This window comes from Miltoncostaea marina (assembly GCF_018141525.1).
GTDB lineage: Bacteria > Actinomycetota > Thermoleophilia > Miltoncostaeales > Miltoncostaeaceae > Miltoncostaea > Miltoncostaea marina.
This window is the reverse complement of record NZ_CP064655.1, coordinates 1,305,682-1,326,163: the sequence shown is the minus strand read 5'-3', so window position 1 is coordinate 1,326,163 and position 20,482 is coordinate 1,305,682. Positions and strand designations below refer to the sequence as shown.

The window sequence follows — 20,482 nt, the reverse complement described above, 5'->3', positions numbered from 1 at the left end:
CGCTAGCCGGGGACGGCCGAGCGGCGCTGGTGGATGCCGAGCAGCAGCCCGATGGCCGCCATGGTCGAGAGGGTGTGACTCCCCCCGTAGCTCATGAGCGGGAGCGGGATCCCGGTGATCGGCATGATGCCCACGTTCATGCCGATGTTAACGAACACCTGGAAGCAGAGCATGGCGACGATCGCGCCGGCCACGAGCATGTCCATCTGACTGGAGGCGCGGGCCATCGTCCGCAACCCCCTCCAGATCAGCAGGCCGAACAGCAGGATCAGCAGCCCGCCGCCGGCGAAGCCGAACATCTCGGACGTCACGGCGAAGATGAAGTCGGTGTGGTGCTCGGGCAGGAAGTTGTTGTTGGCCTGGGTCGCGCCGTCGGGCCCCTTGCCGAGCGTGCCGCCCGAGCCGATGGCCGTCTTGCTCTGGTCGAGCTGGTAGCCGGCGTCGCTCGAGTCGCGCTCGGCGCCCATGAACGCCGTGAGGCGCTCCACCTGGTACTCCTTCAGCACCGGCATGCCGGCCGCCGGCAGGATCCACAGCACGGCGAGGATCACCACGGCCAGCGCGGAGCCGAAGGTCGCGAACTGCACCCACGGCACGCCGGCCAGGAACAGCACGGCCGCGAGCACGACCCAGTAGACCAGCGAGGTCCCGAGGTCGGGCTGCAGGAAGATGATCACCGCCGGGATGGACGCGACGACCGCCGCGAGCGCCGTGAAGCGCAGCGAGCCGATGTCGTCGGCGCGGTCGATGACCAGCGCCGCCAGCACGACCATGATCACGATCTTGCCCATCTCGGACGGCTGCAGGTTGAACGGCCCGAGCTCGATCCACGACCGCGTGCCGCGGATGGTGCTCGCGAACGCGAACACGACCGCGAGGGCGCCCAGCAGGCCGCCCCACAGCGCCCACGACCAGCGGCTGAGCCAGTCGAGGTCGATGCGGGTGGCCACCAGCATCAGCACGCCGCCCACCGCCACGAACAGGATCTGGCGGTCGAGGAAGAAGCGCGGGTCGCCCTCGACGTCGCCCTCGGTCGAGCGGCCGATCACGAACAGGCTGAACGCCGTGAGCGCCGCGACGGCGAACAGCATGATCCAGTCGAGCCCGGCCACGGCCGAGCGCAGGCGCTCGGCCGTGCCGCTGCGCGGGCGTCCGGAGGGCGGGGCGAGCGTCGTCATCAGTTGGCCTCCGCGCCCTCGCCGCACAGGCCGGCGTCGTAGTCGAGGAAGGCGCCCATCGTGGTGCAGACGGCCGGGGCGGCCGCGTTCGCGCCGGTGCCGCCGCGCTCGACCACCACCGCGACCACGATCTGCGGGTCCTCGAAGGGGCCGTAGCCGACGAACCACGAGTGGTCCTCGCCCCCGTCGCCCGGCTCGGCGGTGCCGGTCTTGCCCGCCACCTTCTTGCCGTCGGGCAGGTTGCCGAACACGGCGGTCGCCGTGCCATCGACCCCGTTGGCCGCGTCGAACAGCCCCTGGCGGATCGCGGCGAGGTCCTGCGCGGCGATCTCCACCGTCCGCGTGGGCCTGCCCTTCGACAGCTCGCGCACCACCCGGCCGCTCGGCTCGAGCACCCGGCGGCCCACGCTGGGCGTGACCACGGTGCCGCCGTTGGCGATCGCGGCGTACGCGACGGCCATCTGCAGGGGCGTCACCTGGAGGAAGCCCTGGCCGATGCCGAGCTGGATGGTGTCGCCCGCGAGCCAGGAGCGCTGGAAGTCGGTGTAGTCGGGGCCCGCGTACTGCCGCTGCTTCCACGGCGGGTCGGGCACCGTGCCGGCCTGCTCGCCGGCGAGGTCGATGCCCGTGGGCTTGCCGAGGCCGAAGCGGCGCGCCTCCTCCTGCAGCGGGAAGCGCTTGTTCCGCTCGCTCTCGGCGCGGTAGAGCATGTCGGCCACCTGGTAGAAGTAGGTGTCGCTCGACACCCGCATCGCCGACGGCAGGTCGACCCAGCCGTGGTACAGGTTGCGGAAGTTGTCGAACTCCTGCTCGTAGAGCGTGATCGACGACATCGACTCGAGCTGCGTGGTGGGCTCGATCAGGTTGGCCCGCAGCGCGGCCGACGCGGTGATGGGCTTGAACGTGGATCCTGCCGGATAGACGCCGCCGATCGCCCGGTCGAGGCCGGGGCTCGAGCTGTCGTTGAGGAAGCGGGTCAGCTTGCGCTGGTCGCGCTCCACGAACATCTCGGGCTCGAAGGTGGGGTACGAGGCGAGCGCGAGCACCTCCCCCGTGTCGGGGTCGAGCGCGACGCCCGAGGCGCCGGTGGCCCCGGTCACGCGCGCGGCCTGGCCGAGCGCGTCCTCGAGGGCCCGCTGCGTGTCGCTGTCGATCGACAGCTGGATGTCGCGCCCCGGCGTCGGCGCCTGCGAGGAGATGAACTCGCGGCCGCGCGGCTCGCCCGAGGCGTCGACCTCGATGAGCGCCTCGCCCGGCGTGCCGGCCAGGTACCGCTCGTACTGGGCCTCGATGCCGCCCTTGCCCACCGTCTCGTTGCCGGAGTAGCCGCGGCGCCGGTAGTCGTCGATCTCCTCCGGCCCGATGCGCCCCGTGGAGCCCACGATGTGGGCGCCGAGGGCGCCCTGCGGGTAGTCGCGCAGCCAGGACCGCTGCAGCGAGACGCCCGGGAAGTCGCGCCGGCGCTCGGCCATGTAGCGGTAGAGGTCGTCGGGGATGTTCTCCGCGAGCACGACCGGCTCGAGGGGCCGGTCGTCGCCGGCGGTCATCGCGCGGCGCATCGCCGGCAGCGAGGTGTCGACGCCGGCCGCGCGCAGGCGGACGGCCAGGCGCCGCAGCACGCGCTCGCGGCGGGGGCCGGTCAGCTCACGCGGCCGCGCGACCAGGTTCTCGCCCTGCCGGTTGGTGACGAGCGGCACGCCGTCGCGGGTGAGGACGTTGCCGCGCGGGGCCTCGGTGACCACCGTGCGCAGGCGGTTGCCCTCGGCGCGCTCGGCGTACTGCTCGCCGCTGATCACCTGCAGGAACCACAGGCGCACGAGCAGCACGGAGAGCAGCGCCAGGGCGATGCCGCCGAGGATCGCGATGCGCACCGCGATGCGCGGCGTCAGCGCCGGCGCCCAGCCGCCGCCGCCCCGACCGGGGCGCGTCGTCGTGCGCCGCCCGGGCGTGGTCGTGCTCATCCGGGCACCGACAGGGGCTCGACGACGCGGGGCGCGCCCAGCCGCCGCCGCGCCGCCAGCACCACCGGCGGGCTGAGCAGGGCGGTCAGGGCCAGGGTCGGGAACAGCACCTCGGCGACGAACTCGGACGCCGGCATGCCGTTGCCGAGCATCAGCTGCACGAGCATGTAGCCGAGCTGCACGAACAGGGCCGCGGCCACCGAGAGGCCGAGCGGCGCCAGCAGGCTCGACGACTCCTCGCGCTCGCAGTAGCGGCCGCACCAGGCGCCCACGACGAGGTAGAGCAGGGCCAGCACGCCGAGGGTGCCGATCGGCGCGGTCATCTCCACGAGCAGCCCGGCGGCGAAGCCGGTGACGGCGCCGACGAGCGAGCCGCGCAGCAGCGCCACGGCCACCACGGTCGGCGCGATCAGGTCCGGGATGCCGTCGAACAGGTTGACGTACGGCATGACCGAGACCTCGAGGATCACCGCCAGCAGCGTCAGCACCGCCACCGAGCCGAGCGCGGCCCGCCCGGGCCGGCCGCGCGGCCGCGGCGTCGCCGGGCCGATGACCCTGCGCGTGGCCTCGCTCACCCGGCGGCACGCTCCTTCGCCTCGGGGCTGGTCGGCACGAGGACCGTGAGGTAGGAGCGCGTGCGCGGGTCGACGTACGGCGTGACCTGCACCGTCTGCTGCACGTCGACCTCCTGGCCGCCGACGCTCGTCACCTGGCCGATCGGGATGCCCGGCGGGTAGATCGACTTGAGCCGGCCGCGCGCCCACCCGGCGGTCACGACCGACTGCAGCGCCTTGACCGGCGCGGCGCGCGGCACCCCGCTCAGGCGCAGCTGCCCGGGGCTGATCGACTGCACCAGGCCCTGGAAGTTGCCGGCCTCGGGGATGCCGGCCCCGACCTCCGTGCGGCCGTCGGTGATGAAGGCGACGTCGGCCTGCGAGCCGCTGACCGAGGTCACCACGCCCACGAGCGCGGCCCCGCGCTGGGTGCCCGCGACCACGGGCGAGTTGCGCACCACGCCGTCGCCGGCGCCCACCGAGACGCGCGCGCTGCGGTACCAGTCGGTGAACGAGCGCGCGATGACCCGCCCGGTGACCGGCTCGTAGCCGCCCAGCCGCCGCTCGGTGTCGAGCAGCGGCTCCACCCCGAGCGTCGCCTCGAGCTCGGCCAGGCGCTGCTCGCGGACGGCGTCGAACACGGCCCGGCCGCGCAGCTCCTCGACCTCGGCCTCGAGCGCGGCCGCCCGGTCGCGGGCGTCGCGCAGGCTGGTGGCCCAGCCCCAGGCGTCGCGGAACGGCTCGAGGGCGCGGGTCGCGACCTCCTGGACCGGCGCCACCACGCTCGCCGCGGCGCCCTGCGCGTCGTGCAGCGGGCCGTCGGATGACTCGCGGAAGTAGCCGGTGAAGATCGCCAGGCACACCACCACGAGGGTGGCGATCACCCCGCGGCGGAGGATGGCCCGCCGCCGGGCGATCCCGGTGCTCGCGGAGGTGGACATCAGATGCGGCTGCTCAGTAGCGCTTCCGCTGCCGTCCGTTCGACGACGCCTTCTGCATGACCTCGAACTCCTCGAGGGAGCGGCCCGAGCCCACCGCGACGCAGGTCAGGGGCGACTCGGCGACGTGGATCGGCATCTCGGTCTCGCGGCGCAGGCGCTCGTCCAGGCCCTGCAGCAGCGAGCCGCCGCCGGCCATCATGATGCCGCGGTCCATGATGTCCGAGGCCAGCTCGGGCGGGGTCTTGTCGAGCGTGCTCTTCACCGCGTCGACGATCTGCTGCATCGGCTCCTCGAGCGCCTCGCGGACGTCCTCGGAGGACAGCACGACCGTCTTCGGAAGGCCCGTGATCATGTCGCGGCCGCGGATCTCGGCCTGGACCTCCTCGCGCAGCGGGTAGGCCGAGCCGATCTCGAGCTTCACCTCCTCCGCGGTCTGGCTGCCGATCATCAGCTTGTACTCCTTCTTGACGTAGCTGATGATCGCCTCGTCGAGCTCGTCGCCGCCCACGCGGATCGACTGGGCCACCACGATGCCGCCGAGCGAGATGACGGCCACCTCGGTGGTGCCGCCGCCGATGTCCACCACCATGTTGCCGGTGGGCTCGGCCACGGGCAGGCCCGCCCCGATCGCGGCCGCCATCGGCTCCTCGATGAGGAACGCGCTGCGCGCGCCGGCCGACAGGGTCGCCTCCTCCACCGCGCGCTTCTCCACGCCGGTGACGCCCGAGGGCACGCACACCACCACCCGCGGGTGCGCCCAGCGGTTCTGGTGCACCTTCTGGATGAAGTGGCGCAGCATCTGCTCGGTCACGTCGAAGTCGGCGATGACGCCGTCCTTCAGCGGCCGGATGGCGCTGATGTTGCCGGGCGTGCGGCCGAGCATGCGCTTGGCCTCGATGCCCACCGCGTGCACCTCGCCCGTGCGCTGGTCGATCGCGACCACCGACGGCTCGGACAGCACGATGCCGCGGCCGCGGACGTAGACGAGCGTGTTGGCGGTGCCGAGGTCGACGGCCATGTCACGCCCGCCGAAGCCGGTCAGGTAACTCCAGAAGCCGATCGGAATCTCCCTCTGTGTGACCCCTCGCGGGACAGGGCACGCAGCCGCGACGACCACGGCGCCACCCGCGTCGCGTGCGCGGCCGCCAGGCCGCGCCCGGGGCGCGGCGTGACGCAGCGGCGAGCGTAGCGTTTCGCCGCCGCGCTCACCACCCGGCGCAACGTTTCAGCACCGGGCGGAACGGGCATCCCATGCCGTTTGCCGCCGCCCCCCTCGCCCTCACCACTGCGGCGGGTAGCGCTCCAGCAGGTCGGCGTGGCGGCGGGCGCGCTCGCGCTCGGCGACCAGGGCGGCGTCGCCGGCCTCCTCCTTGAGCCGCCGCAGCGTGGCGAGGATCTCCCGGCGGCGCTCCTCGCGGCGCCGTTCCTCGCGCTCGGCACGCCGCGCCGCGCGGCGGTACGAGGAGTTGTCGTCGGCGAACAGCGGCGGGCTCATCCGAGGGAGGATAGCGCCCGCGTCGCGCGCGCCCGCGCGCGGGACGACCCCCGGGGCGCCGGGGCGCCCGGCGTCCCCGGGATCGCTACGAGTGCGTCTCGCGCCGCTCGGCGGCCTCGTCGACCGCCGCCTCGATCTGGGCCTGCGAGGCGTCGCCCGGCACGCCCCGCCGGCCGTACTGGGCGCCCCACAGCGCCAACTCGGCGCCGGCCGCGGCGGCCAGCTCGCGGGCCTTGTGGTAGCCGCCGTACTCGACGAACTTCGCCTTGCGGCCGGTCTGCCAGCGCCAGATCGTGTCGCCGTCGGCCTCGTGGATGATCGCGTAGCGCGTCTCGCTCACCGCCGCCCCTCCGTCGTCGTGGCCCCCACCGCCCCGCGCGCCCACGGCGCGAGGCCCAGCTCGCCCAGCAGCGCCGACAGCGCGCCGAGCGGCAGGCCGACCACCGTCGAATGGTCGCCCTCGATCCGCGCGACGAGCGTCGCGCCCCGGCCCTGGATGGCGTACCCGCCGGCCCGGTCGCGCCACTCCCCCGTGCCCGCGTACCAGGCCACCTCGGCCTCGCCGAGGGGCCGGACGGCGACGGTCGCGTCGTCCACGAGGTCGTGGCCCGCCGCGGCGGTCACCAGGTGCACCGCCGTGCGCACGACGTGCCCGCGGCCCGCCAGGGCGCGCAGCATCGCGGCCGCCTCGTCCGCGTCGGCCGGCTTGCCGAGCGCCCGGCCGTCGAGCAGCACCTCGGTGTCGGCCCCGAGCACGGCGCCCTCCGGCGGCACGCCGAGGCGCGCCGCCACGTCGCGCGCCTTGGCGCGGGCGTTGACGAGGGGGTCCTCCCCCTCGTCGACGCCCGACACCGCGACGCGGAACGGCACGCCCGTCAGCCCGAGCAGCGCCCGCCGCTGCGGCGAGCGCGACGCGAGCAGGATCACCCCAGCTCGGGGAAGTGCAGCGCCAGCTCGCGGGCGCCCGACTCCACGCCGTCCGAGCCGTGGACGATGTTCTCGCCCACCTCGGTGGCGAAGTCGCCGCGGATCGTGCCCGGGGCGGCGTCGAGCGGGTTCGTGGTGCCCATCATCGCCCGCAGCGCGGCGACGGTGCCCTCGCCGCCCTCGACGGCCATCATCACGACCGGGCCCGAGGTGATGAACTCGACGAGCTCGCCGAAGAAGGGCCGCTCGCGGTGCTCGCCGTAGTGCTCCTCGGCGACGCCGCGCTCCATCGTGGCCTTGCGGAGGGCCGCGATGCGGAAGCCCCGCCGCTCGATGCGCGAGATGATCTCGCCGGTCAGCCCGCGGGCCACGCCGTCGGGCTTCACCATCACGAACGATCGCTCAGTCATACCGCTCCTGGTCGGGTCGGGAGGGCCGGCGCAGGCGGGGCCTGCGCCCCGTGTCGCCGGTCGGGGGCTCGGTGGAGGGGGTCGCCGGCAGCTCGCGCGCCCGGCGGACGCGGGTCGCGGCCGGCTCGTCCGGGCTGAGGGCGGTGCGGTCGGCCACGCGCATGCGGAACTCGAGCTCCGTGAGGCGCTTGTCGAGGTCCTGCACCTCGTCGTGCGAGGCCAGCCCCGCCTGGCGCAGGGAGCGCGACAGCGACACCGAGTCGCCGGTCAGGCCCTCGCGGGCGAGCATGCGGGAGACGATCTCCTTGCCCTGCTGGTCGCCCAGCTCGCCGAGCCGCTGCTCCAGCGCGAGCAGCTCCAGCTCGCGCTCGCGGGCCTCGTCGAGGTACTCCGGCGGGCGGACGATGAGGTAGATCACCGAGCCGAGGAACGGCAGCACGACCGACAGGGCGACGCAGGCGGCCACCAGCTGCGGCGACTCGATGCGCCGGCGGGCGTCCTGCCAGGTCCAGTAGGCGAGCGCCAGCCACAGGAGGACCACGAAGATCTGGAGCATGACGGTGAGCGCGCTCCAGAGCCCCGAGTCGAAGAAGCTCTCGATCGACTGGAACGGGTCCCCGGTGTCGGAGGTGTTCGTCCCGGCCTGCGCCGCGACGTGCGCGATCACGCTTGTGCCTCTGCCATCACGGCCTACTTCGCCTCGGTGGGATCGGTGCCCTTCCGGGCGCGCGCGAGTGTAGCAGGGGGCCCCGTGGCGGCCTCCACGAGCGCGGGGCGCAGGTCGGCGAGCAGGTAGAGGGAGCCTGCGACCAGCACCGCGCCGTCCGGCCCCGCCGCCGCGCGCGCGGCGGCGAGCGCCCTGTGCGGGTCGGCCACGGCGCGCGAGCGCGCGCCGCCCCGCGCGCGGTCGCGGCGAGGTCGCCGGCCGGCACCGCCCGCCGGTGGGCGGAGCGGGTCGCGATCACCTCGTCGGCGACGCCCGCGAGCGCGCCCATCATCGCGGCGGCGTCCTTGTCGGCGAGCACCGAGGTGACCGCCACGACCGGCCGCCGCCCCTCCAGCAGGGCCGGCAGCTCGCCGGCGAGCGCCGCCATGCCCGCCGGGTTGTGGGCGCCGTCGAGCAGGACGGGCGGCGCGCCGGGCAGCACCTCCAGGCGCCCCGGCATCCGCACCGCGGCGAGCGCAGGGCGCAGGGGCCCGGCGTCGATCGGGCGGCCCAGCACCAGCCGGGCCCCCGCCATCGCGACGGCCAGGTTCTCGCGCTGGAAGCCGCCGCGCAGGGCGAGCGGCAGCCCGCCGTAGCGGCCGTCGGGCAGGGTCACGTCCACGCCGCCCTCGCCGCCGGCGGCGCGCAGGTCGTCGCCGTAGCGCAGCGGGCGCAGCCCGCGGCGGGCGCACTCCGCGTCGACCGCGGCCCGGGCCGCCGGCGTGAGCGGTCCCACCACGAGCCGGTCGTGGCCGTCGGCGCACACCGCGAGCTTCTCCGCCGCGATCGCGGCCTCCGTGTCGCCCAGCAGCTCCGTGTGCTCGAGCGCCACGTTGGTCAGGATCACCGCGGCGCCGGGCTTGAGGACGTTCGTCGCGTCGTAGCGGCCGCCGAGGCCGGCCTCGACCACGAGCGCGTCCGCCCCCGCCGCCCGGAAGGCCGTGAAGGCGATCGCGGTGAGCGCCTCGAACTGGGTCACCCGCTCGCCCTCGGGCAGGGCGAGCCCCTCGGCGGCCTCGCGCACCCGCGCGGCGGCCGCGGCGAACGCCGCGTCGGCCAGCGGCGCGCCGTCGATCACGTAGCGCTCGGTCCAGTCGCTGACGTGCGGCGACATGTAGAGGCCCGGCCGCAGGCCCTGGCTCGCCAGGACGGCCGCCGCCAGGCGCGCCGTCGAGGACTTGCCGTTGGTGCCGACCACGTGCAGCGCCGGGGCGGACCGCTGGGGGTCGCCGAGCGCCGCCAGCAGCGCGTCGGTGCGCTCGAGGCCGAACCGCATCCCCAGGATCTCGAGCCCGGCGATCCAGGCGCGGGCCTCCCCGGGGGTCACCCGCCCAGCGCTGCGATCCGGGCGGACAGGGCCTCGCGCTCGGCGGCGTACCGCTCGGCCTTGTCGCGCTCGGCCTGCACCAGGTGCGCCGGCGCGCGCTCGACGAACCGGGCGTCGGCGAGCTTGCGCGTGGCCCGCTCGAGCTCCGACTCGGCGCGCGTCAGCTCGTCGGCCAGGCGCCGGCGCTCGACCTCGGGGTCGATCGCCTCGGCGGCCGGGCCGACCGCGATGGAGCGGCCCCCGCCGAGCAGGGTCTTCACGAGCGTGGGACGGGTCGCGTCGTCGGCCGCCGCCACCGCGTCGAGGGCCGCGGCCGCCGGGTGCGGCGCCGGGTCCATCACCAGCGGCGTGCGCGGCGGCAGGTTGCGCTTCGAGCGGTAGGCGCGCAGGGCGGTGACCACCTCGCGGACCTCGTCGATCTCGCCCTCGGCGGCCTCGTCGCGCGGACCCGGCGCGCTCGGCGGCGCGTGGACCGCCATGAGCCCCTCCGAGCCGGGCAGCTGCGACCAGCACTCCTCCGTGACGAACGGCATCAGCGGGTGCGCCAGGGCGAGCAGCTGCTCGAGCGCGTGCCCGGCCATCTCCGCGGTGGCCTCGCCCGCCTTCAGCAGCTCCAGGTACCAGTCGCAGTAGTCGTCGAAGACCAGGTGGTAGACGAGGTCGGCGAGCTGGGAGAGCGCGAAGGCGTCGGTCAGCTCGCGGGCGCGCTCGGTGGCGTCGGCGATGCGCGAGGCGATCCAGCGGTCGGCCAGGGTGCGGGCGGGCGGCGGCCCGGGCTGCACCCGGCCGCCGCGGTCGACCACCAGGCGCGTGGCGTTCCACAGCTTCGTGACGAGCTGGCGCCCCTGGTCGATGCGGTCGGCGCTGTAGCGCACGTCCTGGGTGCTCGACATCATCAGCAGGCCGAAGCGCAGCGCGTCGGCGCCGTGCTGGTCGACCTGCTCCAGCGGGTCGATGCCCGTGCCGAGCGACTTGCTCATGCGCCGGCCGTCGGGCGCCTGCACCACCGAGTGGATGTAGACGTCGGAGAAGGGCTCCGCGCCCATGAACTCCACGCCCATCATCACCATGCGGGCCACCCACAGGAAGATGATGTCGCGTGCCGTCGAGAGGACCCGGGTGGGGTAGAACCGCTCCAGCTCGGGCGTGCGCCGCGGCCAGCCGAGGGTCGCGAACGGCCACAGGGCCGAGCTGAACCAGGTGTCGAGCACGTCCGGGTCGCGCTCCCAGCCCTCGCCCTCGGGGGCGCTCGTGCCGACGTGGACCTCGTCGCCGCGGTACCAGACCGGGATCTGGTGGCCCCACCAGAGCTGGCGCGAGATGCACCACGGCCGGATCTCGCGCATCCAGTCGAGGTAGACCTCGCCCCACTTGGCGGGGGTGAAGCGCACCCGCCCCTCCTCCACCGCGGCGATCGCGGGCTTGGCGAGCTCGCTCATGTCGCAGAACCACTGCAGCGACACGAGCGGCTCCACCCGCGCGCCGGAGCGGTGCGAGAAGGGCACGGTGTGGGTGTACTCCCGCTCGGCGCGGATCAGCCCCTGCGCCCGCAGGTCGGCCACGACCCGCTCGGCGCACTCGGCCGGGGTGAGCCCCGCGTAGCGCTCCCCCGCCTCGGGCGTCATGCGCCCGTCCTCGCCGATCACGTTGATCCACTCGAGGTCGTGGCGGCGCGCGATGTCCATGTCGTCGGCCGCGTGGGCCGGCGTCACCTTGAGGGCGCCGGTGCCGAACTCGGGCTGCACGTGGTCGTCGGCCACGATCGGGATCTCGCGGCCCACGAGCGGCAGGCGCACGGTGCGCCCCACCAGCGCGCGGTAGCGCTCGTCGGCCGGGTTCACGGCCACGGCGGTGTCGCCGAGCATCGTCTCGGGCCGCACGGTGGCCACCACGATCTCGCCGTCGCCGTCCGCCAGGGGGTACGCGATGCTGACCAGCGTGTCGGTGACCTCGCGGTCCTCGACCTCCAGGTCGGAGATCGCCGAGCCGAGGCCGGGGTCCCAGTTGACCATGTAGCGGTCGCGGTAGATCCAGCCCTTCTCGTACAGCCGCACGAAGACCTGGAGCACCGCGTCGGCGTAGCCCTCGTCCATCGTGAAGCGCTCGCGCCCGTAGTCGAGCGTGCAGCCCAGGCGCCGGAGCTGGTCGATGATCCGGCCGCCGTACTCGTCCTTCCACCCCCACACGCGGCGCACGAACTCCTCGCGGCCGAGGTCGGCGCGGCGCACGCCCTCGGCGGCGAGCGACTTCTCGACCACCGCCTGGGTGGCGATGCCGGCGTGGTCGGTGCCGCAGATCCACAGGGTCTCGTCCCCGGCCATGCGCCGGGTGCGCACGAGCACGTCCTGGATCGTGTTGTTGAGCGCGTGGCCCATGTGCAGCACGCCCGTGACGTTGGGCGGCGGGATGGCGATCGAGAACGGCGGCCGGTCGCTCGACGGGTCGGCGTGGCCCACGCCGGCGGCCTGCCAGGCCTCGGACCAGCGGGCCTCGACGCGCGCGGGGTCGTAGCGGGTGGGCGGAGCGGTCGACATGGCGGGCGGGCGGCGGGGCGCGGCTACGCGGACTCCCCGCCGGCCTCGGCGGCCCGCCCGGGCGCCTCGGTGACGAGGGTCGGCGGCAGCCCGCGCTCGATCGTCTCGCGGGTGACCACGCACTTGCGGACGTCGTCGCGCGAGGGCAGCTCGAACATCACGTCGAGCAGCGCCGTCTCCATGATGGAGCGCAGACCGCGCGCGCCGGTCTCGCGCTCGAGCGCCTTGTCGGCGATCGCGTTGAGCGAGTCCTCGGCGAAGTGCAGCTCGACGTCGTCGAAGCTGAAGAAGCGGCGGAACTGGCGCACGAGCGCGTTCTTGGGCTCGGTCAGGATCTGCACGAGGTCGTCGCGCGAGAGCTGGTGCACGGCCGAGATGACCGGCAGGCGGCCGATGAACTCGGGGATGAGCCCGTAGTTCATGAGGTCCTCGGGCAGCACGTCGCTGAACAGGTCGTGCGGGTCGTGGTCGTGGCGGCTGCGGACGTCGGCGGCGAAGCCCACGCCCTTGTGGCCGATGCGCCGCTCGATGATCTGCTCGAGGTTCGCGAAGGCCCCGCCGCAGATGAACAGCACGTTCGTGGTGTCGATGGTGAGGAACTCCTGGTGCGGGTGCTTGCGCCCGCCCTGCGGCGGCACCGAGGCGACCGTGCCCTCCAAAATCTTCAGCAGCGCCTGCTGCACGCCCTCGCCCGACACGTCGCGCGTGATCGACGGGTTGTCCGCCTTTCGCGCGATCTTGTCGACCTCGTCGATGTAGATGATCCCGGTCTCGGCCTTCTTCACGTCGAAGTCGGCGGCCTGGATCAGCTTGAGCAGGATGTTCTCGACGTCCTCGCCCACGTAGCCGGCCTCGGTGAGGGCGGTCGCGTCGGCGATCGCGAACGGCACGTTGAGGATGCGCGCCAGCGTCTGGGCGAGCAGCGTCTTGCCGCAGCCGGTGGGCCCCAGCAGCAGGATGTTGCTCTTCTGCAGCTCGATGTCGGAGTCGCCCGCCGACATCATGTTGACGCGCTTGTAGTGGTTGTAGACGGCGACGGCCAGCGTGCGCTTGGCCTCCTCCTGCCCCACCACGTAGTCGTTCAGGACATCGTAGATCTCACGCGGCCGCGGGAGCGAGTCCGGGTCGAAGGAGACCGGGGTCGTGAGCTCCTCGTCGATGATCTCGTTGCAGAGATCGATGCACTCGTCGCAGATGTAGACGCCGGGACCGGCGATCAGCTTCTTGACCTGCCGCTGCGACTTGCCGCAGAAGCTGCAGAGGAGCTGCTCGTTGGGCTCGGTCGACTTGGCCATCGGCGGTGCCCCCGGGCGGGGTCAGTGGCTCTCGATCACCCGGTCGACGATGCCGTACTCCCGCGCCTCCTCGGCGCTCATGAAGAAGTCGCGCTCCGTGTCCTTGGCCACCTTCTCGAGCTCCTGGCCGGTGTGCTTGGCGATGATCTGGTCGAGCCGCGTGCGCAGGTCGAGGATCTCGCGCGCGTGGATCTCGATGTCGGTCGCCTGGCCGCTGAAGCCGCTGGACACCTGGTGGATGAGGATCTTGGCGTTCGGCAGCGCCATGCGCTTGCCCGGCGCGCCGCCCGCCAGCAGCAGGGCGCCCATGCTCATCGCGATGCCGACGCAGATCGTCGCCACGTCGGGCTTGATGAACTGCATCGTGTCGTAGATCGCGAGGCCGGCGTACACCGAGCCGCCCGGCGAGTTGATGTAGACCGAGATGTCCTTGTCGGGGTCCTCGCTCTCCAGGTGGAGCAGCTGGGCCACGACCAGGTTCGCGATCTGGTCGTCGATCGGCGTGCCGATGAAGACGATCCGCTCGTTGAGCAGCCGCGAGTAGATGTCGAAGGAGCGCTCGCCGCGCGAGGTCTGCTCCACGACCATGGGGATGAGGGGGCTCATTCGGATGCGCTTTCGTCTCGTGCGGCCGGCACTAGCGGGGGTCGCCGGGCGTCCACAGTTTCCCGGCGGGCGCCGGCTTCCCTTCCGCCTCCGGGCGCGCCTCCGCGGCCTTCCGGCGCTCGTCCTCCGGCGTCCAGAGGGCCTCGCGGGCCTCGGCCTGCGCCATGGGGATGGCGGTCGCGCTCTCGATCAGGTGGTCCACGGCCTTCTTCAGCCGCAGGTCCTGCCGCAGCGCCTCCCACCCGCCGTGGTGGCGCAGGTCGTGCATCAGGCGGTCGACGCTGCGGCCGGTGGCCTCGGCGTCCGCGCGCACCTGCTCCTCGATCTCCTCGTCGGAGACCTCGACGCCCTGCTCGTCCGCGACCGCCTCCACCACCAGCTCACGGCGGATCGCCATCTCGGCGTCGGGCCGCAGCTCCTCGACGACCTGCTCCAGCGTGCGCCCGGTGGCGGCCAGGTACTGCTCGAACGAGACGCCCTGGGGGAGCTGGTTGGCGGTCTGCTGCAGGATCGTGCCGACGCGCCGGTCGACCATCACGGCGGGCACGTCGACCGTCGCGCGCTCGGTGACCGCGTCGATGACCATGCGCCGGTAGAGCTCGTCCACCTGGGCCTCGGCGGCCTCCCGCAGGCGCCGCTCGAGGTCGGCGCGCAGCTCGTCGATCGTGTCGAACTCGCTCACCTCGAGCGCGAGGTCCTCCGTCAGCTCGGGCAGCTGCTTCTCCTGCACCTGCTTGACGGTGACCGTGTACTCGACGGTCTGGCCCCGCAGCTCCGGCCGGCCGTCCTCGTCGCCGTAGGTGACCGGAAAGGTCGTCGACTCGCCCGCCGACATGCCGGTCAGGGCGCTGTCGAACTCGGGCACCAAGCGGCCGCCGCCCAGCTCCACGAGGTAGTCGCGGGCCGTGGCGTTCTTCAGGCGCTTGCCCTTGGAGCTGCCGTCGAAGTCGATGACCACGAAGTCGCCCTGCGCGGCGGCCCGCTCGACCGGGGTCAGGCGGGCGGCCTGCTCGCGCACGCGCTCGAGCTGCTCCTCGAGGGCGCCCTCGGGAACCTCGGGCTCGGCCCTGCCGACCTCGACGCCGGCGTAGTCGCCGAGCGTCGCCCTCGGGCGCACCTGGACGGTCGCCTTGAAGGTCAGGTCGCCCTCGTCGGGCACGTCGTCGAGCGCCAGGTCGGGGTCGTCGATCGGCACGATGCCGGTCTCGTCGACGGCCTGCGAGTACCAGTCGCCGAGCGCGCTGCGGAGCATCTCCTGCACGACCGCGTCCTGGCCGACCCGCTGGAGGATCACCTCCGCGGGGGCCTTGCCCGGCCGGAAGCCCGGCACCCGGACCTCGCGACCCAGCTTGCGGATCGCGCGGTCCATCTGCTTCTGGACCTCATCCTCGGGGACCGCGACGTCCAGGCGGACGCGGTTCTCCTCGAGGGTCGTCACCTCGGCGGTCAGCGGCATGTGCTCCCCCGCCGCAGGGCGGATCGGTTGTATGCGGGTGAGAGGACTCGAACCTCCATGGGTTGCCCCACTAGGACCTAAACCTAGCGCGTCTACCGGTTCCGCCACACCCGCCCGCAACCGGCTCCGAGGGGTGAACGATGGGATTCGAACCCACGACCGCCTGGACCACAACCAGGAGCTCTACCAGCTGAGCTACGTCCACCATGTACGGGCCCGGCCCGTGCACGGCAGCATAGCGGGGGCGACGAGCGCGTTCCACGGTCGCCCGAGCGGGCGACCTCGGGATCCGCCCGGACGGCGGCACCTGCGGCGACGCCGCCGGGGCGGGCCGCCGGACTACGCCGAGTGACCGTGCAGGCGTGGGCGCTCTCGGCGGCGCTCCTTCGGGGTGCGCACGTCGGTGCCGCCCATGACCGAGTAGGCGCGCACGCGGATGCGCGGCGCCCCGCGGGCCGGCGGCGGGCCCTCGACCCGCACGTCGTTGCCGCCCAGGAGCGCGAACCCGCCCGCGTCGACGTCGGCGCCCTCGGGCACGGTGATGGTGGAGCCGCCCATCAGCGAGAAGACCACGATCTCGGTCTCGGGACCCTCCACCACCGCGTCGCGCAGGTCGAGGTCGGCGCCGCCCATCACGTTGACCACCGTGCAGCGCGGCCCGATGCGCCAGCGCCCGCGACGGTCGTCGCCACCCAGGATGCCGAGCACCCAGCGGCGCCCGCGCCCGCGCCCGCCCGCCGGCGGCGCCGGCGCCGCCGGCAGATCGGCGGTGAGCGCCTCCAGCTCGGCCCGGGTGGTCGCCGCGAGCGCCGCGGCCGCCCGCTCGGCGTGCTCCTCGAGCGTCAGGCGCCCCTCGGCCGTGGCCGCGCCCAGCGCCTCGAGCGCCCGGTCCCGCTCGGCGTCGCTCGCCCGGACGAGGCCTGTCTCGTCGGCACCCATCGCGCCCAGTCTGGCACGACCGGCATGATGCGGGACGTCCCCGCCGAGGAGGCCCCGTGAAGCCCTCGCTCGCCCCCGGGCTGACCCACGAGCTGCGGTTCGTGGTGCCGCCCGGCAAGACCGTGCCCCGCCTCTACCCCGAGTCGCCCGAGTTCGCGGCGATGCCCGAGGTCTTCGCGACCGGCTTCATGGTCGGCTTCGTCGAGTGGGCCTGCATCCGCGCGATCGCCGACCACCTGGACGCGGGCGAGATGTCGCTCGGCGTGCACGTCGACCTGAGCCACGACGCGGCCACGCCGCCGGGCATGGAGGTCGTGGCCCGGGTGCGCCTCGAGCAGGTCGACGGCCGCGCCCTGCTGTTCTCGGCCGAGGCGCACGACGAGCGCGACCGCATCTGCGCGGGCACCCACCGCCGCTTCGTGGTGGACCGGGCGCGCTTCGAGGCCGGCGTGGCGCGCAAGGCGGGCTGACGGTCTGTGTATGAACTCCGGCTAGGCCGCGAGCTCTGACACGGCGGCCTTCTCCGCCCTGCCCGCGAGCGGGCTCCTCGTCCGATCGCCGGGGCGTCCAGGGATGCCAGCTGGCACCTCCCGGGCGGGCTCCCCGCGGAGCGAGCGTTTCGCGTCTCCCGGCACCTCCGGGCGACGGTCCTCGAGTTCGGCATCCAGGGTGATCCGGCCGTCGGCCCAGGCAGCGAGCACGGCGGCCGCGTCGGTGTCGCGGTCGGCCGAGTGGCCGCATCCTGAGCAGGTGAAGGTTTGCTCGGAGAGCGGCACTGCAGGGCCGACCTCGCCGCAGGCCGAGCAGGCCCGGGTCGAGGGCAGCCAACGCGGCGCGCGGATCAGCTCGCCCGAGCGCCAGGCCAGCTTGTAGTCGAGCTGGCGCTCGAAGTCGCCCCAGGCCGCGTCGGAGATGGCGCGCGCGAGGCGGGTTCGGACGAGGCCCCGGATGCCGAGCATGACGCGCGAGGCGCCCTTCGGTGGCGCCTTGATGTCGAGGGCGATGCCGCGGCGTGCGCACATCGCCGCCAGCCCGCGGTAGCCGCGGTCGGCGACGATCGCCCTGACGCTCGGCATGGCGTCGAGCACCGCCTCGAGGAGCTCGCGAGCGACGCGTACATCCTGTGGTCGGGCCGAGTCGACCCGCACCGCGACCGGCGAGCCGGTGATGTCGAGTAGCAGCGTGCGTTTGGCGCCGTTGGTGCGACCGCCGCGGCCGCCCGGCTCATGGAACGACGGGCCGGCGCGGCCGCCACGCGCGACCTGGGCGTCGACCATCAGCATCGAGGGGTCGACCGTGCGGCCCTTCATCAGCCGGGCGATCTGGCGAAGGCGGGTGAGCAGCTTCGCCCAGACGCCTGCGTCGCGCCAGCGGCGGAACTGCTGCCAGACCGTGCCCCAGGCGGGATACTCCGACGGCAGGTATCGCCACGGCGACCCTGTACGGGCGAGGTAGAGGATCGCGTTGGCGATCGCTCGCCGCGAGATGGCAGGCGGACGGCCCCGCCGGCCCGATGCGGGCTCCAGCAGGTCGCAGACGAGGCGCCACTCGTCATCGGTGAGGTCGCTCGGGTAGGCCATGACGCACCGTTTCCATCGGTGCAGTGGCAGAGATCCCTGATCGGTACCGGGATCAGTTCATACACAGGCCCTGAGCGCGGGCGGGGCGCCGTATCCTCGCCGCATGGGCCTGGTGCGCCGGCGGGGCGAGGGATGGACGTGGACGGGCGTCGCGCCGCGGGCGTACGCCTCCGGCGCCGAGCGGCACGTGCTGGTCGGCGCGGCCGACGGCGCGCGCGACGTGGAGCTGCGCTACTTCAGGATCCCCGCGGGCGGCGCCTCGGCCCTCGAGGCGCACGCCCACGAGCACGCGATCCTGATCCTGCACGGACGGGCCGAGGTGCTCCTCGGCGAGCGCACCGAGCGCGCCGGCCCGGGCGACGCGGTGTTCGTGTCGTCCGGCGAGACCCACCGGCTCAGCGCGCTCGGCGACGAGCCGCTCGGCTTCCTCTGCACCGCCCTCGTCGACCGCGGCCGGCCCGCTACTCCAGGCTCGCGTCCAGGCTGATGGCCACGCTGCCCCGGATGGCGTTCGAGATCGGGCAGCCCGCCTCGCCCTTCGCCGCCGCGTCCTTGAACGCCGCGTCGTCGATCCCGGGCACCGTGCCGCGTACGGTGAGCTTGGAGTCGGTCACCTGGATGCCGCCGCCCTCCTTGGGGTTGACGGACACCACCGCCGTGACGTGGAGGCGCTCGGCCGGCGTGCCGCCCTTGGCGAGGATGTTCGAGAAGGCCATCGCGTAGCAGGAGGCGTGCGCGGCGGCGAGCAGCTCCTCGGGGCTCGTGCGCCCGTCGGCGGTCTCGACGCGCGAGGCCCAGGTGATGTCGAGCGACGACGCCGCCCCGCTCGAGATGAAGTCCAGCTTGCCACTGCCCTTCAGGAGGTCGCCCTCCCAGGTCGCCTCTGCACGGCGGTCGGCGCTCGGCATCGCACGCTCCTCGGTCGTCGTGGTGGTCGGGGGTGTCCCCCTACCCTACGTCGGCTCGACCACGACCTTGACCGCCTCCCCCGAGCGGGCCAGGCGGAAGGCCTCCTCGACCTCCTCCAGCGGCAGGCGGTGCGAGACGATCAGGGCCGCGTCGATCGCCCCGGCCGCGAGCAGGCCGAGCGCGTCGCGGGTGTCGTGGGGGCCCGCCGAGTAGGTCGACTGGACCGTCACCTCGCGGAAGAACGCGGCGCCCAGGTCGAGCGGCACGGGCGTCCCCGGCCGGGGCGGCGCGAACAGCTGCACCACGCCGGCGGGGCCGGCCAGCGGCAGCGCGGCGGCGATCGCCGCCGGCGCGCCCGTGCACACGAAGACCTGGTCGGCGGGCCCGCCGAGCGCCTCCGCCAGGGCGGCCGGGTCGGCCTCCTCCAGCGCCGCGACGGCCCCAGCGGCCAGGGCGAGCGCGCGCCGGTCCTCGCGCGGCTCCACCACCGCGGTCGCCGCCGCGCCGGCGGCGAGCGCGGCGCCCACCTCGAGCAGGCCCATGCCGCCGGCGCCGACCACCGCCACCCGCGAGCCGGGGCGCACGCCGGCCCAGCGCTGGCCGCGCACCACGCAGCCGAGGGGCTCGACCAGGGTGGCGGCCCAGTCGGGCAGGTCGTCCGGCAGCGCCAGCACGTCGAGCGCCGCGTTCTCGGCCGGCACGCGGATCAGCTCCGCCAGCCCGCCGGGCTCGATGCGTGTGCGCCGGAACGTCTCGCACAGCGTGTGCCGGCCGGCGCGGCACAGCGCGCACGTCATGCACGGCACGTGGTGGTGCACGTGCACCCGCGCGCCGACGTCCACCGGGGCCCCGGGCCCGGCGGCGACCACCTCCCCCACCGGCTCGTGGCCCAGCACCACCGGCGCGCGCGGGTCCTGGTACCAGGTCATCAGGTCGCTCCCGCAGAGGCCGCAGGCGCGCACGCGCACCAGCAGCTCGCCGGGTCCCGCGACGGGGTCCGGGTACTCCTTGAGGGAGACCCGTCCCCCGCCGTGGTACATCGCGACCCTCACACGGGGGAGGCTACCGCCAGCCTCGCCGCGACCGTCGCCACCCGCTCGCCGAGGTACCGGGCGGCGTCGAGCTCCTCGCCCGTCGGCTCCTGGCTGCTGCTGACGCCGTACGGGTTGCCGCCCGCCGCGAACGAGCGCGGGTCGGTGTAGCCCGGCGTGACGATGTACGCGCCCCAGTGGTGGAAGGTGTTGTAGAGCGCGAGCAGCGTCGACTCCTGCCCGCCGTGCGGGTTCATCGCGCTGGTGAAGCCGGCGGCGACCTTGTCCGCGAGCTTGCCCTCCGACCAGAGGCCGCCGGTCGTGTCCATGAACTGCTTGAGCTGCGACGACACGTTGCCGAACCGGGTGGGCGTGCCGAGGATGTAGGCGTCCGCCCACTCGAGGTCGTCCAGCGAGGCCTCGGGCTCGTCGGCGACGTCGCGCCGGTGCGCCATCCAGCCCTCGTTCTGGGCGATCGCCTCCTCGGGCGCCAGCTCGGCGACATGGCGCAGGCGCGTCTCGGCGCCTGCCTCGCGAGCGCCCTCCTCGACCGCGTGCGCGAGCCTGTGCACGTTGCCGGTGGCGCTGTAGTAGATGACGGCGACGTTGGCCATGAGGGGTGCTCCCTGTCCG

22 protein-coding genes and 2 tRNA genes are annotated in these 20,482 nt (G+C 74.1%); 2 read left to right on the top strand and 22 right to left on the bottom strand.

The features are described from left to right. Positions 1 to 2: 2 nt before the first annotated feature. The 18 genes from rodA to ITJ85_RS06565 all read right to left on the bottom strand — a co-directional run bounded on the left by rodA (position 3) and on the right by ITJ85_RS06565 (position 16,329). Positions 3 to 1,178: a rod shape-determining protein RodA gene (gene rodA, locus ITJ85_RS06650; RefSeq protein ID WP_217915572.1), complete on the bottom strand. Its 1,176-nt coding sequence runs from the start codon at positions 1,176 to 1,178 to the stop codon at positions 3 to 5. Continuing rightward, positions 1,178 to 3,139, bottom strand: coding sequence for a penicillin-binding protein 2 (mrdA, locus tag ITJ85_RS06645; protein WP_217915571.1), 1,962 nt, complete (start codon positions 3,137 to 3,139; stop codon positions 1,178 to 1,180). Before mrdA ends, rodA begins: the two co-directional genes overlap by 1 nt. Continuing rightward, positions 3,136 to 3,714 (bottom strand): rod shape-determining protein MreD, encoded by a 579-nt coding sequence (mreD, locus tag ITJ85_RS06640; RefSeq protein ID WP_217915570.1) that lies wholly within the window; start codon positions 3,712 to 3,714, stop codon positions 3,136 to 3,138. The genes mrdA and mreD overlap by 4 nt, the downstream gene beginning before the upstream one ends. Continuing rightward, on the bottom strand, positions 3,711 to 4,634 hold the full coding sequence (gene mreC / locus ITJ85_RS06635; protein WP_217915569.1) for a rod shape-determining protein MreC: 924 nt from the start codon (positions 4,632 to 4,634) through the stop codon (positions 3,711 to 3,713). Before mreC ends, mreD begins: the two co-directional genes overlap by 4 nt. A gap of 13 nt (positions 4,635 to 4,647) precedes the next feature. Then, on the bottom strand, positions 4,648 to 5,652 hold the full coding sequence (locus ITJ85_RS06630; protein WP_246496329.1) for a rod shape-determining protein: 1,005 nt from the start codon (positions 5,650 to 5,652) through the stop codon (positions 4,648 to 4,650). A gap of 261 nt (positions 5,653 to 5,913) precedes the next feature. Continuing rightward, positions 5,914 to 6,129 (bottom strand): hypothetical protein, encoded by a 216-nt coding sequence (locus ITJ85_RS06625; RefSeq protein ID WP_217915568.1) that lies wholly within the window; start codon positions 6,127 to 6,129, stop codon positions 5,914 to 5,916. 85 nt (positions 6,130 to 6,214) lie between these two features. After that, positions 6,215 to 6,469, bottom strand: coding sequence for a hypothetical protein (locus ITJ85_RS06620; protein ID WP_217915567.1), 255 nt, complete (start codon positions 6,467 to 6,469; stop codon positions 6,215 to 6,217). After that, complete coding sequence (locus tag ITJ85_RS06615; RefSeq protein ID WP_217915566.1) at positions 6,466 to 7,056, bottom strand: Maf family protein; 591 nt, start codon at positions 7,054 to 7,056, stop codon at positions 6,466 to 6,468. The genes ITJ85_RS06620 and ITJ85_RS06615 overlap by 4 nt, the downstream gene beginning before the upstream one ends. After that, the gene (gene ndk, locus ITJ85_RS06610; protein ID WP_217915565.1) at positions 7,053 to 7,466 is read right to left on the bottom strand and encodes a nucleoside-diphosphate kinase; all 414 of its coding nucleotides are present in this window, start codon (positions 7,464 to 7,466) and stop codon (positions 7,053 to 7,055) included. Before ndk ends, ITJ85_RS06615 begins: the two co-directional genes overlap by 4 nt. Next, positions 7,459 to 8,133 (bottom strand): hypothetical protein, encoded by a 675-nt coding sequence (locus ITJ85_RS06605; RefSeq protein WP_217915564.1) that lies wholly within the window; start codon positions 8,131 to 8,133, stop codon positions 7,459 to 7,461. The genes ndk and ITJ85_RS06605 overlap by 8 nt, the downstream gene beginning before the upstream one ends. Before the next feature lie 16 nt (positions 8,134 to 8,149). After that, a complete protein-coding gene (locus ITJ85_RS06600; RefSeq protein WP_217915563.1) occupies positions 8,150 to 9,499 on the bottom strand; it encodes a bifunctional folylpolyglutamate synthase/dihydrofolate synthase in 1,350 nt (449 codons plus the stop codon). Beyond that, positions 9,496 to 12,033 (bottom strand): valine--tRNA ligase, encoded by a 2,538-nt coding sequence (locus ITJ85_RS06595; RefSeq protein ID WP_217915562.1) that lies wholly within the window; start codon positions 12,031 to 12,033, stop codon positions 9,496 to 9,498. The genes ITJ85_RS06600 and ITJ85_RS06595 overlap by 4 nt, the downstream gene beginning before the upstream one ends. 23 nt (positions 12,034 to 12,056) lie before the next feature. Next, the gene (gene clpX, locus ITJ85_RS06590; RefSeq protein ID WP_217915561.1) at positions 12,057 to 13,328 is read right to left on the bottom strand and encodes an ATP-dependent Clp protease ATP-binding subunit ClpX; all 1,272 of its coding nucleotides are present in this window, start codon (positions 13,326 to 13,328) and stop codon (positions 12,057 to 12,059) included. 21 nt (positions 13,329 to 13,349) lie between these two features. Then, on the bottom strand, positions 13,350 to 13,934 hold the full coding sequence (gene clpP, locus ITJ85_RS06585) for an ATP-dependent Clp endopeptidase proteolytic subunit ClpP (RefSeq protein ID WP_217915560.1): 585 nt from the start codon (positions 13,932 to 13,934) through the stop codon (positions 13,350 to 13,352). A gap of 31 nt (positions 13,935 to 13,965) precedes the next feature. Continuing rightward, the gene (gene tig / locus ITJ85_RS06580) at positions 13,966 to 15,390 is read right to left on the bottom strand and encodes a trigger factor (RefSeq protein ID WP_217915559.1); all 1,425 of its coding nucleotides are present in this window, start codon (positions 15,388 to 15,390) and stop codon (positions 13,966 to 13,968) included. 32 nt (positions 15,391 to 15,422) lie between these two features. Then, positions 15,423 to 15,504: transfer RNA gene (locus ITJ85_RS06575), tRNA-Leu, on the bottom strand. 18 nt (positions 15,505 to 15,522) lie between these two features. Continuing rightward, positions 15,523 to 15,595 (bottom strand) — tRNA-His (locus tag ITJ85_RS06570). Between the two features lie 134 nt (positions 15,596 to 15,729). Next, on the bottom strand, positions 15,730 to 16,329 hold the full coding sequence (locus ITJ85_RS06565; RefSeq protein WP_217915558.1) for a DUF1707 SHOCT-like domain-containing protein: 600 nt from the start codon (positions 16,327 to 16,329) through the stop codon (positions 15,730 to 15,732). A gap of 56 nt (positions 16,330 to 16,385) precedes the next feature. On the opposite strand from ITJ85_RS06565, the gene ITJ85_RS06560 reads away from it, so the two are divergent. Then, complete coding sequence (locus tag ITJ85_RS06560) at positions 16,386 to 16,799, top strand: thioesterase family protein (protein ID WP_217915557.1); 414 nt, start codon at positions 16,386 to 16,388, stop codon at positions 16,797 to 16,799. Positions 16,800 to 16,820: 21 nt separating this feature from the next. On the opposite strand, the gene ITJ85_RS06555 is transcribed toward ITJ85_RS06560, so the two are convergent. Then, complete coding sequence (locus ITJ85_RS06555; protein ID WP_217915556.1) at positions 16,821 to 17,909, bottom strand: IS5 family transposase; 1,089 nt, start codon at positions 17,907 to 17,909, stop codon at positions 16,821 to 16,823. A gap of 103 nt (positions 17,910 to 18,012) precedes the next feature. Between ITJ85_RS06555 and ITJ85_RS06550 the strand changes: the two genes are divergently transcribed. Next, a complete protein-coding gene (locus ITJ85_RS06550; RefSeq protein ID WP_217915555.1) occupies positions 18,013 to 18,396 on the top strand; it encodes a cupin domain-containing protein in 384 nt (127 codons plus the stop codon). Here ITJ85_RS06550 and ITJ85_RS06545 read toward each other — a convergent pair. The 3 genes from ITJ85_RS06545 to wrbA are packed head-to-tail and all read right to left on the bottom strand — an operon-like array spanning position 18,371 to position 20,463. Continuing rightward, positions 18,371 to 18,817, bottom strand: coding sequence for an OsmC family peroxiredoxin (locus ITJ85_RS06545; RefSeq protein ID WP_217915554.1), 447 nt, complete (start codon positions 18,815 to 18,817; stop codon positions 18,371 to 18,373). The genes ITJ85_RS06550 and ITJ85_RS06545 overlap by 26 nt on opposite strands. Before the next feature lie 45 nt (positions 18,818 to 18,862). After that, on the bottom strand, positions 18,863 to 19,870 hold the full coding sequence (locus tag ITJ85_RS06540; RefSeq protein WP_217915553.1) for an alcohol dehydrogenase catalytic domain-containing protein: 1,008 nt from the start codon (positions 19,868 to 19,870) through the stop codon (positions 18,863 to 18,865). After that, the gene (gene wrbA, locus ITJ85_RS06535) at positions 19,867 to 20,463 is read right to left on the bottom strand and encodes an NAD(P)H:quinone oxidoreductase (protein ID WP_217915552.1); all 597 of its coding nucleotides are present in this window, start codon (positions 20,461 to 20,463) and stop codon (positions 19,867 to 19,869) included. The genes ITJ85_RS06540 and wrbA overlap by 4 nt, the downstream gene beginning before the upstream one ends. Positions 20,464 to 20,482 lie beyond the last annotated feature (19 nt).